A 15,492-nucleotide genomic window follows, 5' to 3' on the forward strand; every position below is an offset into this window, starting at 1 on the left:
CGAGGCGCCGGGGGACCCCGGGGACGACGAGGCCCCCGCCACCGGTCGGTGGCGGGGGCCTCGCGCGTGGTGCCGGGCGGAGCCGGGGCTCAGCGGCGCACGGCCACCGAGACCGCGGCGCCGGTCGGCATCACCGTCGGGTGCGCCGGGTCGTTCCAGACCCGCAGGCGGTGCCACCCGGTCGGCATGGCCGGCAGGACCGAGCGGGCGAACCCGTTGCGGACCCAGACCCGGTTGGCCGGACCGTTGCCGTACGCGACGTAGGCCCAGCCGTTGTAGGGAGCCCCGCTGGAGTTGCCCACCTGGATGCCCATCGTGGCGGTGCGTCCGGTCGGGACCGGCTGCGGCCACGCCGAGACGAGCACGACCGCCCGGGCCTTGGTGACCGTGACGACGACGCCGCCCGACGCGGGCCCGCTGGCCTCGTCGCCGGAGTAGCGCAGCCCGACCCGGTAGGTGCCCGGCATCCAGGTGCGCGGCAGGTCGAGCACCGCGCGGCCGTCCACGACCTCGGCCCGGGCGACGACGCCGCTGCCCCAGAGGGCCTCGACGACGCCGGTCCCGGTGCCGTCGGTGGTGATCGTCACCGGCACTCGAGCCGACTGGCCGTAGGAGCCGGTGGCCGCGCCGGTGTTCTCGCCGCCGACCGTCAGGGTCGACGGGGCCTTGGCGAGCACGGGCTCGGCGGTGCACACGTCGGTGAGCCGCTCGTCCTCCTCGCGACCGGTGAGCCGGCCGGGCGTCGTGCCGACCACGTGGCAGCCGGCGCCGACGCCGGGCACCGTGAGCGCGCCGTCGACGGGCGTCACGCTGCGGGGCGTGCCGTCCACCCACACCGTCACGGGCCCGGTCGCCTCGGTCGGCAGGCTGACGTCGGCGCTCGTGTTGCCCGGCACCGAGACGGCCAGGCGTAGCGAGCCGTCCGAGGTGGCGCGGTCGAACCCGACCCCCACGCTGCCGCGCACGGTCGGCGTCGCGATCGTGCCCCACTCGAGGTCGCCGGGCTGCGGGCGCACCGCGAAGGTGGCGTAGCCGGGCGTCAGGGGCTCGATGCCGAACAGGCCGGCCGGCACGCTGAAGGCCGGCGAGGCGGCCCACGGGTGCGAGTAGGTGAGGTTCGGCTTGAGCGACGGGTCCCAGGCCTCGGCCGTGGCCCCGGCGCCCAGCGCGATCATGTTCATCCAGCTGCGCGTGCCGGTCGAGGTCAGCACGTCGAGGGCCGCCTGGCCCTGGCCGCCGTCGTACAGGCCCGGCACGAGGAAGCCCGCGCAGTAGACGCTGCACGCGACGCCCCGCTCGGCGACCGCCGCCGCGACGCGGCCGCGCTCGGCGTCGGTCGGCACGCCGAAGGCCAGCGAGAACGCGCTCGCGTGGAGCGCGTAGTGGCCCGTGGGGGTGTAGGCGGCGTCGAGGCCGTCGTCGTAGCGGCCGGTCGTCGCGTCGTACATCCGCTCGTTCATCGCGGCCCGGAGCCGGTCGGCCGTGGCGGTGTACGTCGCAGCCTCGGCGTCGCGGCCCAGCGCCGTGGCCATCGCGGCCATGTCGCGGTAGGCGCGGTAGGACAGGGCGTTGACGACGGTGTTGAACTTGCGGAACTGGTAGCCGTCCCGCTCGCTCGTCGGCCAGTCGACGATGTCGCAGTCGGTCTGGCTGTTGCAGCCGTTGGCGCGGAAGTCCTTGCCGACCAGGCCGGTGGCCGGGTCGATCCACTCGTCCGGCAGCTTCTGGGCCAGGTTGTCGAAGTACGCCGCGGGCTGGGCGAGGTCGCCCGTCTGGCGCCACGCGTCGTGCACGGCGAGCACCACGTAGAGCGGCCACTCGGTCGGCCACGTCCGGTTGTCGCGGAAGTAGTCCATCGAGTAGCGGCCCAGCGACAGGTCGTCCATCAGGTAGAGGGTCGACATGAGCTGCAGGTACGCGTCGGCCTCGTAGTTGGTGCGCTCACGCGTCCACGAGTCCGTGTAGAAGTTGAGGTTGGTCGCCTCGATCGTGTTCTTCGACAGGGCGTAGACCTGCTCGAGGTTCTCGTCGGACGCGGCGAACTCCGAGGCCTCCGCGTCGAAGGGGTAGACGAGCGCGAGGGCCTGCAGGTTCTCGGCCGTCACCTCCTCGGGGGCGCCGATGATCTCGACGTACCGGAAGACGCGGGCGCCCCAGGTCTCGACGGTCTGCTCGCCGTCGCGCAGCGTCACGACGTCCTGGTAGGTGTTGCCGGTGTTGAGCTGGTGGCGCACGGTGTCGGGCGCGGAGGTGACCTCGCCGAAGCGGATGTCGACGCTCTGCCCGGCGGTGCCGGCGGCCACGTCGAGGCGCACGCCGCCGATCCAGGACCGGCCGAAGTCCACGAAGTAGTGGCCCGGGCCCTTCTCGACGACCCGCACCGGGTCCTTCAGCTGCTCCTCCACCTTGTCCATCGGGGCGGCCCGCAGCTCGCCGAGCGACGGGCGGGCGGCGGCCGCCGGCCAGGCGGACGCGTCGTACCCGGGCCGGTCCCAGCCCTCGGGGTAGGCCCGCAGGTCGAGGTTCTCCTTGGGCGCGACGAAGTAGCTCGTGCCGATACTGCCGGCGGCCGGCCACACGTCGCCGGCCGCGCGCGCCCGCCAGGTGCCCGGGTCGGTGCCGAGGACGGTGCGGGTGCCGTCGGTGAAGGCGACGACGAGCTCGGCCTGGAACTGCTGGCCGGTCGTCGCGTGGGCCACCGCGCCGACGACGTTCTCGCCGCTGCGGACGAGCTCGGTGACGTCGTAGCCGTCGTAGCGGGCCTCGGCGCCCATCGGCTGCGTCGGGCCGAGGCCGACGAAGGTGCCGTTGAGGTAGAGCTTGTGCACGTACTGCTTCGCCGGGCGCGCGTCGCCGGCGGTCGCGGTCAGGGTGGCCCAGGCGACCTCCTTGGCGGGCACGTCGACGGCGCCGCGGATCAGCGCCCAGTCGGCGGTGAGGCCGGTCTGCAGGCAGACGGCCCCGTTCGGCAGCGTGAGGTTGCCGCCCGCGACGGTGCCGCAGGCGAAGGTGCGGTCGCCGTCGGCGAACGTGGTGTCGAGCAGCGTCGAGCCGTCGGCCGCGGTCACGGTCAGCGACTCGTACGTCGCGGACTCGGTGCGCCCGTGGCGCACGCCGATGCCGCCGCGGGTGTCCTGCGGGGAGACGGTGATGGTGCGCTCGTCGACGAGCACGCCGTCGATCGTCGTGCGGACCGTCGGGCCCGCGACCTGGATCGTCACGTCAGCCGGACGGCCGGCGGCGAGGGTGCCGGCAGGGAGGGCGACGGCGGGCAGGGCGGTGTAGGTGCCGCGCACCTGCGTGTGCGGCACGAGCCGGTTGTCGGCGCGAAACTGCCACATGAGGCCGTTCGCGGAGTCCGTCGCCCGGAAGGTGATGCCGGTGGCGACCTGGTCGATGCGCACGCGGGTGGTGACCGTGTAGTCGCGCCACGACTCGACGGGCGACGGCGCCCACACGGGCACGGACGCCGACCAGGCGGTGCCCGGGCCGGTGCCGAACGTGCCGGCGTCGGACCAGTCGGAGACGACGCCGGCGCCGTCGACCGTGCGGACCGCCCACCAGTAGCGCTGCGACGGGTCGAGGGCGGGGCCCTCGTAGGCGATGCCGGTCTGCTCGGCCGAGGCCACCCGCCCGCTCGACCACACGTCACCCTCGCCGCGTGCGGCGGCGCCGGCGGAGGAGGCGACGACGAGCTCGTAGCCGCTCTGGCGGGCCGTCGTGACGTGCCAGCCGAAGGTGGGCGTCGTGTCGAGGTCGACGGGGGCCGCGATGCCGTTGACGCTCAGCGACGTCGGCGCGGTCGAGGCGGCGGGCGCGACGGCCGCCGCCGGGGCGGTGGCACCCGGCGCGGCGACGGCGCCGGGTGCGAGCGGGCTGAGCGCGGCGGCGCTGCCGGCGCCGAGGACGAGGGCGACGGCGAGCGCGCGGCCTCCTCGTGCCCGGGAGCGGGCGGGGCGGGAGCCGTCACGGCTCGGGCCGCGGCGGGACGGACGTGGGAGCACGGGGGTCCTTCCGGTTAAAACGATTTAACATCCGGGTGAACTCCACCGTATGACCCGCGTCACGTGGGGGTCAAGGCACGAGGTGACCCGGGACACGCTCCCGGCCGGGGCATGCCCGGTCCGTGGTGCCGGCGCCGCGGTATCCCCGGCGCTGGCACCACGAACGGGCGGTGCAGGCTCAGACCCGGCGGAAGAGCGCGGCGAGGGCCTGGCCGCCGCCGATGCACATGGTGACGACGCCGAGCTCCTTGTCGCTGCGGTGCAGCTCCTTGGCCACGCGCAGGGAGAGGATCGCGCCGGTGGCGCCGACGGGGTGGCCCAGGGCGATCGCGCCGCCGTACGGGTTGACCTTGGCGGGGTCGAGGCCGGCGTCGCGGATGACGGCGACGGCCTGGGAGGCGAAGGCCTCGTTGAGCTCGACGACGTCGATGTCGGACGGCTTCGTGCCGGTCTTCTCGAAGAGGGCCTGCAGGGCGAGCACGGGGGCGTAGCCCATGAGCTCGGGCTCCATGGCGCCGGTGGTGACGGCCTCCAGGGTGACCAGGCCGGTGAGGCCGCGCTCGGCGACGGCGTGCTCCGAGGCGAGCACGACGGCGGCGGCGCCGTCGTTGATGCCCGAGGCGTTGCCGGCGGTGACCGTGCCCCCCTTGGCGAACGCGGGGCGCAGGTTCGACAGGACCTCGAGGGTGGTCTCGGGCTTCGGGTGCTGGTCGACCTCGACGGTGAACGGCTTGCGGCCCCCCACCTCGACGGCGACGATCTCCTCGGCGAACGCCGCGCGGGCCTCGGGGGACGCCGCGCGGCGCTGGGACTCGAGCGCGAACTCGTCCTGCTCGGCGCGCGAGACGCCGTACTTGTCGGCGACGTTCTCGGCCGTGACGCCCATGTGGATGCCGTGGAACGGGTCGGTCAGCATCATCACCGTGCCGTCGACCAGCTCCCGGTTGCCCAGCTTGTAGCCGTTGCGCGCACCGAAGTCGTAGAACGGCATGCGGGTCATCGACTCGTCGCCGCCGGCGACGGTGATGTCGAGGTCGTTCCAGCGCATCTCCATCGCGGCCGACCAGATGGCCTGCAGGCCCGAGCCGCAGAGCCGGTTGACGGTGTACGCCGGCACGTTCTTCGGCAGGCCGGCGGTGATGGCCACGCGGCGGGCGTTGTAGGCGTCGGGGCCGACCTGGCCGATGCAGCCCATGACGACCTCCTGCACGTCGTCGCCCGCCACTCCCGCGCGCTCGAGGGCGGCCGTCGTCGCCGTGGCGCCGAGCTCGTGGCCGGGGACGTCCTTGAGGACGCCGCCGAAGCTGCCGACGGGGGTGCGTGCGCCGTCGACGAGGACGATCTTCGGGGAGGAATCGCTGCTCATGGATAGAGGATAGGCCGCGGTCCCGCTTCGTGGGGACGGAGTCCCGCTACTCGAGGTCGCGGGTCGCCTCGGCGACGTGCGCGCGGGCGTCGCCGAGCGAGGGGCCGTACCAGGTGAGCAGGCGCCCGCTGACGAGACGCGTCGGCGTCAGCGCGAACGCCTCGGGGCCGTCGGAGGCGGTGAAGACGTAGGGCTCGTCGGGCAGCAGCACGAGGTCCGCCCCCGCGGCGTCCAGCTCGCCCACCTCGGCGCGCGGGTAGCGGCCCGACGCGGGGTCGCCGCCCGCCACCTCGAGCCCGAGCCGGCGCAGCAGGTCGGCCGTGAAGGTGTCGGGTCCGACGACCATCCACGGGTCGCGCCAGACGGGTACGACGACCCGCCCCCGCACGGCGGGCACCGGTCCGCACCAGTCGGCACGTGCGCGCTCCAGCCACGGCGGGCGGGGCCAGCCCAGGGCGTCGAGGAGCCGCTCCATCGACCCGACGGCCCCGGGCACGTCGACGACGTCGGTGACCCAGACCGGGACGCCCGCCTCGCGGAGGCGGCGCACGTCGAGCTCCCGGTTCTCCTCCTTGTTCGCCACGACGACGTCGGGCGCGAGGTCGACGACGCGTCGCACGTCCGGGTTCTTGGTGCCCCGCACCCGCGTGACGCGGGGATCGTCGGCGAGGTCCGCCGGGTGGGTGCACCAGTCGGTGACCCCGACGAGGGCGTCGCGTCGCGCGCTGGCCAGGGCCTCGGTGAGCGAGGGCACGAGCGAGACGACCCGCTCGACGCGCGCCGGCAGCGTGACCGGCTGGCCCAGGTCGTCGTCCATGCGCACCCGCCCCTCTCCCGTCCAGCTCGCTACTGCCCGCTCTCGCTCGCGTCCCGGTCGTCGATCTCGATCTCGAGCGTCACGGGGTCGGCGGGCCCGCTCTGCGCGGTGACCGCCAGGTCCGTCACCAGCGCCCCGTCGGTCTGCGCGCAGTAGACGCGGGCGCCCTCGTCGAGGTCGAGCTCGTCGAGGCACGTGACCTCGCCGGGGCTGCCCTCGGCGGTCATCTCCTGCGCGACGAGCGGGGTGAGCTGCTCGGCGGTGAGGAACGTCCGGGTCGGCTCGACGGTGAACTCCACGTCCGTGTCGACCACGTCGGTGACCACGACCTCGGCCTCCTGCGTGCGGTCGCCCAGCACGTAGGTGCAGGTCGTCATCTCCTCGGCCGCGGCCGGCAGCGGGCCGCAGGAGATGTCGTCGGGGGCCGAGCCGCCGGTGCGCTCGAGCTCGGCGGCCACGGCGGCGCCCACCTGGCCGGCGTCGAAGTCGGGCAGCGCCTCGGAGCAGCCGCCCAGCGCGACGGCGCCCGCCGTCAGCCCGACCAGCAGGCCCACCCGCCCTCGGCGCATCGTCACTCCTCCGCGTCGCGGGCCGGCCCGGCGCCCGGCCACGTCGGGGACGACCCTCTCACGAGGCGTGCGCGGCCGTTCAGACGTTCCGGCGGTAGGCCCCTCCCACCTCGAAGAACGCCTCGGTCACCTGCTGCAGCGTGCAGACCCGGGCGGCGTCCATGAGCACCGCGAAGACGTTCTCCCCGGAGGTCGCCGCGGCCTTGAGCCGGGCCAGTGCGTCCTCGGCCTCGTCGCGGTGGGCCTCCTTGAAGGCGCGCAGGCGCTGCAGCTGCGACTGCTTCTCCTCCTCCGTGGCCCGGGCGAGCTCGACCGTCTGCGGGGTGCCGCCGTCGGCGTCGGGGCGGCGGAAGGTGTTGACGCCGATGATGGGCAGGGAACCGTCGTGCTTGCGGTGCTCGTAGAGCATCGACTCGTCCTGGATGCGCCCGCGCTGGTAGCCGGTCTCCATCGCCCCCAGCACGCCGCCGCGCTCGGAGATGCGGTCGAACTCCGCGAGCACCGCCTCTTCGACGAGGTCGGTGAGCTGGTCGATGATGTAGGAGCCCTGCAACGGGTTCTCGTTCATCGCCAGGCCCCACTCGCGGTTGATGACGAGCTGGATCGCGAGCGCCCGGCGCACCGACTCCGTGCTGGGCGTCGTGACGGCCTCGTCGTACGCGTTCGTGTGCAGCGAGTTGGCGTTGTCGTAGATGGCGATGAGCGCCTGGAGCGTCGTGCGGATGTCGTTGAAGTCCATCTCCTGCGCGTGCAGGGAGCGGCCGGAGGTCTGCACGTGGTACTTCAGCTTCTGGCTGCGCTCGCCCGCGCCGTACCGCTCCTTCATCGCCACCGCCCAGATCCGGCGGGCGACGCGGCCGATCACCGAGTACTCGGGGTCCATGCCGTTGGAGAAGAAGAACGACAGGTTGGGCGCGAAGGCGTCGACGTCCATGCCGCGCGCGAGGTAGCTCTCGACGTACGTGAACCCGTTCGCGAGGGTGAAGGCGAGCTGGCTGATGGGGTTCGCCCCGGCCTCGGCGATGTGGTAGCCGGAGATCGAGACCGAGTAGAAGTTGCGCACCTCGTTCTCGATGAACCACTCCTGGATGTCGCCCATCATCCGCAGGCTGAACTCCGTGGAGAACAGGCAGGTGTTCTGCCCCTGGTCCTCCTTGAGGATGTCGGCCTGCACGGTGCCGCGCACGCTGGACACGGCGTGCGCCGCCAGCAGCGCCCGCTCGTCGGCGCCCGGCTCACGGCCCTCCCGCTCGCGGAAGGCGTCGACCTGCTGGTCGATGACCGTGTTGAGGAAGAAGGCCAGCACCGTCGGGGCGGGCCCGTTGATCGTCATCGAGACGCTGGTGGTCGGGTCGGTGAGGTCGAAGCCGTCGTAGAGCACCCGCATGTCGTCGAGGGTCGCGACGCTGACGCCGGAGGTGCCGACCTTGCCGTAGATGTCGGGGCGCTCGTCGGGGTCGCGGCCGTAGAGCGTGACCGAGTCGAACGCGGTCGAGAGCCGCGTGGCGGGCTGGCCCTCGCTGAGCAGACGGAAGCGGCGGTTGGTGCGCGCGGGGTCGCCCTCGCCGGCGAACATCCGCGCCGGGTCCTCGCCGTCGCGCTTGAACGGGAAGACACCGGCGGTGAAGGGGAACCGACCCGGCAGGTTCTCGCGACGCCAGAAGCGCACGAGCTCGCCGACCTCGTCGGTGCTCGGCAGCGCGACGCGGGGGATCTTGTTGCCCGACAGCGACTCGCGGGTCAGCTGCGTGACGATCTCCTTGTCCCGCACGCGCACGACCTGCTCGTCGCCCGAGTACGACGCGACGACCGCCGGCCACGCCTCGACCTGCTCGGCGACCTCGCGGGGCAGCTCGGTGCGGGCGTCGTCGAGCAGGGCGGCGACGTCGTCGGTGGAGCGGTCCGCCGCGGCGAGCTCCGCGCGCACCTGCTCGAGGCGGTCGACACGGCGCGCCGCGGCCACCAGCTCGTCGGTGCGGGCGTGGTAGTCGCGGACCGTCGCGGAGATCTCGGCGAGGTAGCGGGTGCGGTCGGCGGGCAGCACCTGGCGGATGCGGGTGGAGCGCTTGGTGGCGACCGGTGCGAGCACCCCCTCGCCGGCGGGCAGGCCGTGGCCGACGAGCAGGTCCCGCAGGTGCTGGTAGAGCGCGGTGACGCCGTCGTCGTCGAACGTGGCCGCCGAGGTGCCGAAGACCGGCATGTCGCCCGGCTGCGAGCCGAAGGCCTCGCGGTTGCGCACGAGCTGGCGCCCGACGTCGCGCAGCGCGTCCTCCGCGCCCCGGCGCTCAAACTTGTTGATGGCCACGGCGTCGGCGAAGTCGAGCATGTCGATCTTCTCGAGCTGGCTGGCGGCGCCGAACTCCGGCGTCATGACGTAGAGCGAGGCGTCGACGAACGGCACGACGGCGGCGTCGCCCTGGCCGATGCCGGGGGTCTCCACCACGACGAGGTCGAAGCCCGCCGCCCGCACGCACGCGATGACGTCGGCGAGGTGGTCGGGCAGCTCGTGGGCGCCGCGGGTCGCGAGGCTGCGGAAGAAGACGCGGTCGCGGTCGAGGCCCGGGCCGGCGAGGTCCAGGCTGTTCATCCGGATGCGGTCGCCGAGCAGCGCGCCGCCGCCCTTGCGCCGGGTCGGGTCGACGGCGATCACCGCGACGCGCAGCTTGTCCTGCTGGTCCACGCGCAGGCGCCGCAGCAGCTCGTCGGTGAGGCTCGACTTGCCCGAGCCGCCGGTGCCCGTGATGCCCAGGACGGGTACGGCGCGCCCCGCCGCCGCCTCCCGCAGCCGGGTGAGCGCCGCCTCGCCGAGGCGACCGGTCTCGGCGCCGGTGATGGCCCGCGCGAGGGCGCCGCGGTCCCCGGAGAGCACGGCGTCGACGTCGGCGGCCCCGACCTCCCACAGGTCGCGGTCGAGGGTGGCGACCACGGTGTTGATCATCCCGGCGAGGCCGAGGCGCTGGCCGTCCTCGGGGGAGAAGATGGTGACGCCGCTGCGGCGCAGCCGGGCGATCTCCTCGGCCACGATGACACCGCCGCCCCCGCCGACGACCTGCACGTGGCCCGCGCCGCGCTCGGCGAGCAGCTGCACGAGGTACTCGAAGTACTCGACGTGCCCGCCCTGGTACGACGACACCGCCACGCCCTGCACGTCCTCCTCGATCGCCGTCTCGACGATCTCGGCGACGGAGCGGTTGTGCCCGAGGTGGACCACCTCGCAGCCCTGGCTCTGGAAGATGCGCCGCATGATGTTGATCGAGGCGTCGTGGCCGTCGAAGAGGCTGCTCGCCGTCACCAGGCGCACCGGGTTGCGGGGCACGTGGAGCGCGGGGGCGGGGGTCGGAACGGGGTCGGCCACGGGTGCACCTCGGGAGATAGTCGGACGTCCTACTACCTCGATAGTAGGACGTCCTAGCAGTTCGCGCCACGGGTCGCCCCGCGTTCACCGGGGCGTCGCCACCGGGTCGGTGCGCGGTCGGCCCGGCGTGACCCGCCCGGCCTAGGTTCCGCCTGTGGTGTCACGGGGAGTGGTGGGCTCGGTGCTCGTCCTGCTGGGCGGCTTCGTCATCTCCACGCTCCCCGGCTCCTCGCCCGTGATGGAGCTGGACCTGCTCGCCGACCTCCGCAGCACGATGACCGGCCGGATGGTCGGCCTCGCCGTCGTGATGGCCGGGCTGGGCCTGCTCGGCGCCGCCTGGCTCTCGCTGTGCCGCTCGGTGGTGCACGACGCGAGCACCGAGGCGCTCGGCCACGTCCGTTGGTGCACGTTCCTGTGGTGCGCGCCGCTCCTGCTGGCGCCCCCGCTCTTCAGCCGCGACGGCTGGTCCTACGCGGCCCAGGGGATGCTCACCCACGTCGACGCGTCGCCGTACTCCCACGGCCCGGCGGTGCTGGCCGGCTCCGTCGTGGAGGCGGTCGACCCCCGCTGGATGGGCACGGTGACGCCGTACGGGCCCCTGCCGCTCGCCATCGGCGACCTCGCCGCGGGCGTCACCGGCAACCCGTGGATGCTCGTCGTGGTGCACCGGGTCGCCGCGCTCGCGGGCCTGGCGATGCTGGCGTGGGCCGTGCCGCGCATGGCGCGCTGGACGGGCGTCAACCCCGCCCTGGCGACCGCGGTCGTCATCGCCTCGCCGCTGATGATGGCCAACGGCGCGGGCGGCCTCCACAACGACCTCCTCATGGTGGGGCTCATGGCGGCGGCGCTCGTCGTCGCGGCCGAGCGGTCCTGGGTGCTGGGGGCCGTGCTCGGGGGTCTCGCCGCAGCCGTCAAGGTGCCCGGCGGCCTCGTGTGCATCGCGGTGGCGCTCGTCGCCCTGCCCGCCGCCGCGTCGCTGGCCCGCCGGGTTCGTCGGCTCGCGGCCGTCGGCGTGGTCTCGCTCGGCACCCTCGTGTCGCTCGGGCTGGTGTGGGGCGTCGGCCTCGGCTGGGTCGAGGCCCTCACCGTGCCGGGCAGCGTCAACACGCCGCTCTCCCTGCCCACGGTGGTCGGGGGCGTCCTCGACGACCTCGCCGGCCTCGCCGGGCTGGGCACGGACCCCGCGACCTTCCTCGAGCTCACCCGCCTCGCCGCCAACGTGGCCGCCGTGGGGTACGCCGGGTGGGTCGCGCTGCGCTGGCCGACCGGCGACCGCGCCCGGGCCGTCGCCGCGACGGCGGCCGTCATGGGCGTCCTCGTGCTGCTGAGCCCCGTCGTGCACCTGTGGTACTTCCTGTGGGTCGTGCCCTTCCTCGCCGCGCTGCGCCTGCACCGCCTCGGCGCCGTTGGCCTGGTGGCGGTCAGCGTCATCGGGGGCGTCGTCGCACCGCTGGACTCCTCCCTGCACGGCGCCTACCTCGCCATCGTCATGGGCTCGATGATCGCCACGGCCATCGTCGGGGTCCTCTTCCTCACCTCGCGGGCCCGCGACCGGGTCGAGCGGATCGTGGCCCCCGACTGGATCCCCACCCCGCGCTGACCCCCCTTCGTCCGGGGGCGGGCCGGACGTTGGTCCCGGTCGTCCCGGCCGTTCGGTCGAACCCCTGGCCGCGGCCCGCGGCGGGTGCCACGATGCCGGGGCACACGATCGGACGGCGGCCCACGGGCGGGAGGGGAGCGCGTGGGCATCGACCTGGCAGCGACCGGCCTCGCGGCCACGCGGCGCCACGTCACCGACCAGGTCGGGGCGATGGCCGCGGCGGCCGTCGGGCTCGTGACCGGTGCCCGCGCGACGGTCCTCGTCGTGCTCGACGGCCACGGAGCCCGGGTGCTGGGTCGCGACGGTCTGGCCCGACCGGCCGAGGAGGCGGCGCTCCTCGCCGCCGTGCGCACCGGGGCCCCGCCCCCCGGGAGGGGCCCGGGCGACGGGCTCGTGCACGTGCTCGAGACCAGCGCCCCCCGCTGCTGGCTGTGGCTCGACGGCGCGCCCGCGGAGCCGCCCCTGCTGGACCGGTGCGCCGCCCTCGCCGGACGGGCGCTCGAGGTGGAGGCCGAGGCCCGCTCCGTCACCGCCCGCGCCCACCTGGCCGGCGCGGCCCGTGACGTCGTGCGGGCGGCGGTCGCCTCGGACGCGCCCGCCGCGTTCGTGGCGGCCTCGGAGGCCGACATCCTGGCCGGGCTCGGCGCGCGGGCCGTCAAGACGCGCATCTACGGATCGAGCGAGGGCATCGGGTCCTTCCACGCTCTGCCGGACGAGCTGCCCGGCATGCCCGACCCGCTCGCCGACGCGGTGCGCGGCGTCCTCGAGGACTGCTGGGACCGGCAGGAGACCTGGAACGTGCGGTCCGCCGACGTCCGCGCCGGGGTCGCGGGGCCGCTGGTGCCGGGCCACGACGACCTGCTGGCCGCGTGGGTGGGCCGGCTCGCGGCGCGGGGGCTGGAGGACGTGCTGCTGGTGCCGATGGGCGCCGGGGCCACCTGCGTCGGCCTGGTCGGCCTCTTCCGGACGGCCGACGACCCGGCCTGGTCCGCGGCCGAGCGCTCGGCCGCGCTGGACATCGGCCACGACCTGGGCCGCGCCGTGGTGACCGTCCGCGCCCGCGAGGCGGAGCGACGGGCGCTGGCCGAGCTGCGCGAGGTCGACCGCTACCGCAACCGCCTGGTCGCCACGCTGGCGCACGAGCTGCGCACCCCGCTGGCGACCATCACGGCCGCCCTGGAGCTGATGGGCCCCCCGCGCGACGAGGACGAGCTCGACGCCGCGGCCTACATCGGCCGTGCGGCCGGGTCGATCCGCACCCTCGTCGACGGCCTCCTCGTGGTGGCCCGGGCCGAGGGCCCGCTCGTCGCGCCCCAGGTGCCGACCGACCTCGTGCCGGTCGTCCGGGCGGCGGTCGACGACGTGCGGGTGACCGCGGCGGCGAAGGGTGTGCGGGTGGGGCTCGGGAGCGCCGGGCTCGGGGGGACGGCGCGGGTGCCGGCCGACCCCGGGGAGCTCGCGCTGCTCGTCTCCAACCTGGTGTCGAACGCGGTGAAGTACACCCCCGCCGGGGGCTGGGTCGAGGTGCGGGTCGTGACCACCGACGACGTGGCCCGGCTGGTGGTGGAGGACTCGGGCATCGGCATCGCCGAGCACGAGCTGCCGCACGTGTTCGCCGAGTTCTTCCGCTCGGCGGACCCCGACGCGGCCGTCCATCCCGGGTCGGGGCTGGGCCTGGCCATCGTGCGCAGCGTCGCCGAGCGCGCGGGCGGCCGGGTCGCGGTCACGTCCGAGCTCGGCGTCGGCTCGCAGTTCACCGTCGAGCTGCCGCGCGCCTGAGCCGCGGGACCGACGGGGCTCGTGGCGGGCTCAGCGGCGGGCGTCCACGCGCGGGCACCAGCGCCGCGTGCGCTCCAGCGTCGCGACGTCGTACGCCGCACCCGCCGCGCCGGCGTCCGCCGCCCGCAGGAGCCGCTCGGCCGCCTCGGGCTCCCCGTCGAGGCAGGCGCGCGTCGCCGCGAGCACCACGAGCGGCGGGGGCGCGCCCGCGCCGACCGTCTCGACCGGCACCTCGCGGTCCAGCGCCGCGTCGACGAGACGGACCCACGCGGCGGGGTCGTCGGCGGCCAGGCCCGCGCGCAGCTCCGCGGCCGCGACCTCGTCGAGCGCCGCTCCCGCCCCGTGGTCGCCGATGCCGGCGGGCAGCACGAGGGTCACCGGCACCTCGTCGTCCAGGAGCCCCTCGGCCCGCGCCTGGTCGAGGGCGGTGAGCACCCGTCGTACGGCGCCCGCGGGGTCCCCGGGGTCCCGCACGGTCGTGCGCACCCCGGCCACCCGGAGGTCCAGCCGCGCGGCCAGCCGCAGCGGACCGTCGACCTGGGCCGCACCGCCGGTGGCGACGAGGGTGAGGGGCAGCGTCGAGCCGCGCAGCCCGGGCAGCGCCCGGTCGTCGACGGCCACGGCGCCGACCAGGGGGTCGTCGGCGAGAGCCGCGAGCGCCTCGGGCGTGAGGTTCTCGACGAGCGCGGTGACGATGCCGGCCAGGGCGGGGGAGAGGTCGTCCACGCGACCGAGGCTACGACGGGGCGGGACCCCTCAGGCGACGAGGCGGCGCTGGCCGACGGGGTCGAGCCGGCCGTGCACCTCGAGCATGCGCTCGACGGTCGCCGACCACGGGAACTGCTCGGCCCGGCGTCGCGCGCCGGCCCGGCGCTCGGCCTCGGGGCGGGCGGCGACGGCGAGCACGGCCTCCGCCAGCGCGGAGGGCCGCGGCGGCGCCCAGGCACCCGAGTCGGCGTCGACCAGCTCGCGGGCCCCGCCCGCGGAGGCGGTGACGACGGGGGTGCCGCACGCCAGGGCCTCGAGCACGGCCAGCCCGAAGGTCTCGCCGGGGCAGACCGAGAGCGCGACGTCGGCCTCCGCGACGTGCGCGGCGAGCCGCGCCCGGTCGGCGACGTGGCCGTGGAAGGTGACGGGCGCCCGGCCCGCGATGGCCCGCAGCTCGTCCTCGTGGGGGCCGTCGCCGTACACGTCGAGCCGCACGTCCACGCCGCGGCGGTGCAGCTCGACCGCGGTCGCGACCGCGAGGTGCGGGGACTTCTCCCGGGAGAGGCGGCCCACGTGCACGAGCCGCAGCGGCCCGCCGTCGGCGCGTGGCGTCGTGCGCGGGCGGAACGTGGTCAGGTCGACCCCGAGCGGCACCCGCACGAGCGGGCACCCGGCGCCGGCGGCGGCCAGCCGGAACTCGGCGCGGGCGAAGCCGGAGGTGACCACGACCGTGTCGAACTGGCGCACCAGGACGCGGTTGTAGATGCCGATGGGCACGCGGACGCTCGTGTCGAGACCGGTGCGCATCGAGAGCATGTGGTCGAGGCGCTCGTGGGAGAAGAGCACCGAGCCGACGCCGTTGCGCCGGGCCCACCGGGTGACCGGCAGCAGCGTCGACTTGTCGTTGACCTCGATGGTCGTGGGCGCGAACTCCTCCAGCACCTCGGTGACCCGCCAGGGCTCGACGATGAGCCGGTAGGCCGAGCCCACCCGGGGCGCCCGCAGCTGCACCACCGGGCCCAGGGGCGTCTCGGTGCGGGCGTCGGTGGGGCCGGGCACGACGAGGAGGCGCTGGGCGCCGGCCGCGACGTACCCCTCGGCGAGGGCCTGGACGGCCGTCTTCATGCCGCCGGAGGCCGGTCCGATGAAGTTGGCGAGCTGAGCGATGCGCACGCGGCACGACGCTGCCGTGGCGGCGTGAACGACCGGCGAGGTCACGGTGGCCGCCAGGTGGCGGCTCGGGACCGGTGGCGGGCCGCCCGCCCTCCCGGCCGCCGTCCCGCCCGCCCTCCCG

The 15,492-nt window shown here is 75.2% G+C and carries 9 protein-coding genes; 2 read left to right on the forward strand and 7 right to left on the reverse strand.

The features are described 5' to 3' along the window. Positions 1–89 precede the first annotated feature (89 nt). From ACOACO_RS06625 to icmF, 5 genes are all read right to left on the reverse strand, one after another. Positions 90–4,004: a family 78 glycoside hydrolase catalytic domain gene (locus ACOACO_RS06625; RefSeq protein WP_420295452.1), complete on the reverse strand. Its 3,915-nt coding sequence runs from the start codon at positions 4,002–4,004 to the stop codon at positions 90–92. 178 nt (positions 4,005–4,182) lie between these two features. Then, on the reverse strand, positions 4,183–5,370 hold the full coding sequence (locus ACOACO_RS06630; protein WP_420295453.1) for a thiolase family protein: 1,188 nt from the start codon (positions 5,368–5,370) through the stop codon (positions 4,183–4,185). A 46-nt stretch (positions 5,371–5,416) separates the two neighbouring features. After that, on the reverse strand, positions 5,417–6,187 hold the full coding sequence (locus ACOACO_RS06635; protein WP_420295454.1) for a helical backbone metal receptor: 771 nt from the start codon (positions 6,185–6,187) through the stop codon (positions 5,417–5,419). Between the two features lie 29 nt (positions 6,188–6,216). Further along, positions 6,217–6,756: a hypothetical protein gene (locus tag ACOACO_RS06640; RefSeq protein ID WP_420295455.1), complete on the reverse strand. Its 540-nt coding sequence runs from the start codon at positions 6,754–6,756 to the stop codon at positions 6,217–6,219. Between the two features lie 79 nt (positions 6,757–6,835). Further along, positions 6,836–10,111 (reverse strand): fused isobutyryl-CoA mutase/GTPase IcmF, encoded by a 3,276-nt coding sequence (gene icmF, locus ACOACO_RS06645; protein WP_420295456.1) that lies wholly within the window; start codon positions 10,109–10,111, stop codon positions 6,836–6,838. Positions 10,112–10,265: 154 nt separating this feature from the next. On the opposite strand from icmF, the gene mptB reads away from it, so the two are divergent. Then, the gene (mptB, locus tag ACOACO_RS06650) at positions 10,266–11,711 is read left to right on the forward strand and encodes a polyprenol phosphomannose-dependent alpha 1,6 mannosyltransferase MptB (RefSeq protein WP_420295457.1); all 1,446 of its coding nucleotides are present in this window, start codon (positions 10,266–10,268) and stop codon (positions 11,709–11,711) included. Between the two features lie 141 nt (positions 11,712–11,852). Further along, on the forward strand, positions 11,853–13,490 hold the full coding sequence (locus ACOACO_RS06655) for a sensor histidine kinase (protein ID WP_420295458.1): 1,638 nt from the start codon (positions 11,853–11,855) through the stop codon (positions 13,488–13,490). 30 nt (positions 13,491–13,520) lie between these two features. On the opposite strand, the gene ACOACO_RS06660 is transcribed toward ACOACO_RS06655, so the two are convergent. Then, positions 13,521–14,216, reverse strand: coding sequence for a hypothetical protein (locus ACOACO_RS06660; RefSeq protein WP_420295459.1), 696 nt, complete (start codon positions 14,214–14,216; stop codon positions 13,521–13,523). A gap of 30 nt (positions 14,217–14,246) precedes the next feature. Beyond that, entirely contained in the window at positions 14,247–15,371 is a 1,125-nt protein-coding gene (locus ACOACO_RS06665; protein ID WP_420295460.1) for a glycosyltransferase, read from the reverse strand. Positions 15,372–15,492 lie beyond the last annotated feature (121 nt).

This window comes from Nocardioides sp. CPCC 205120, assembly GCF_048654585.1.
Classification (GTDB): Bacteria; Actinomycetota; Actinomycetes; order Propionibacteriales; family Nocardioidaceae; genus Nocardioides.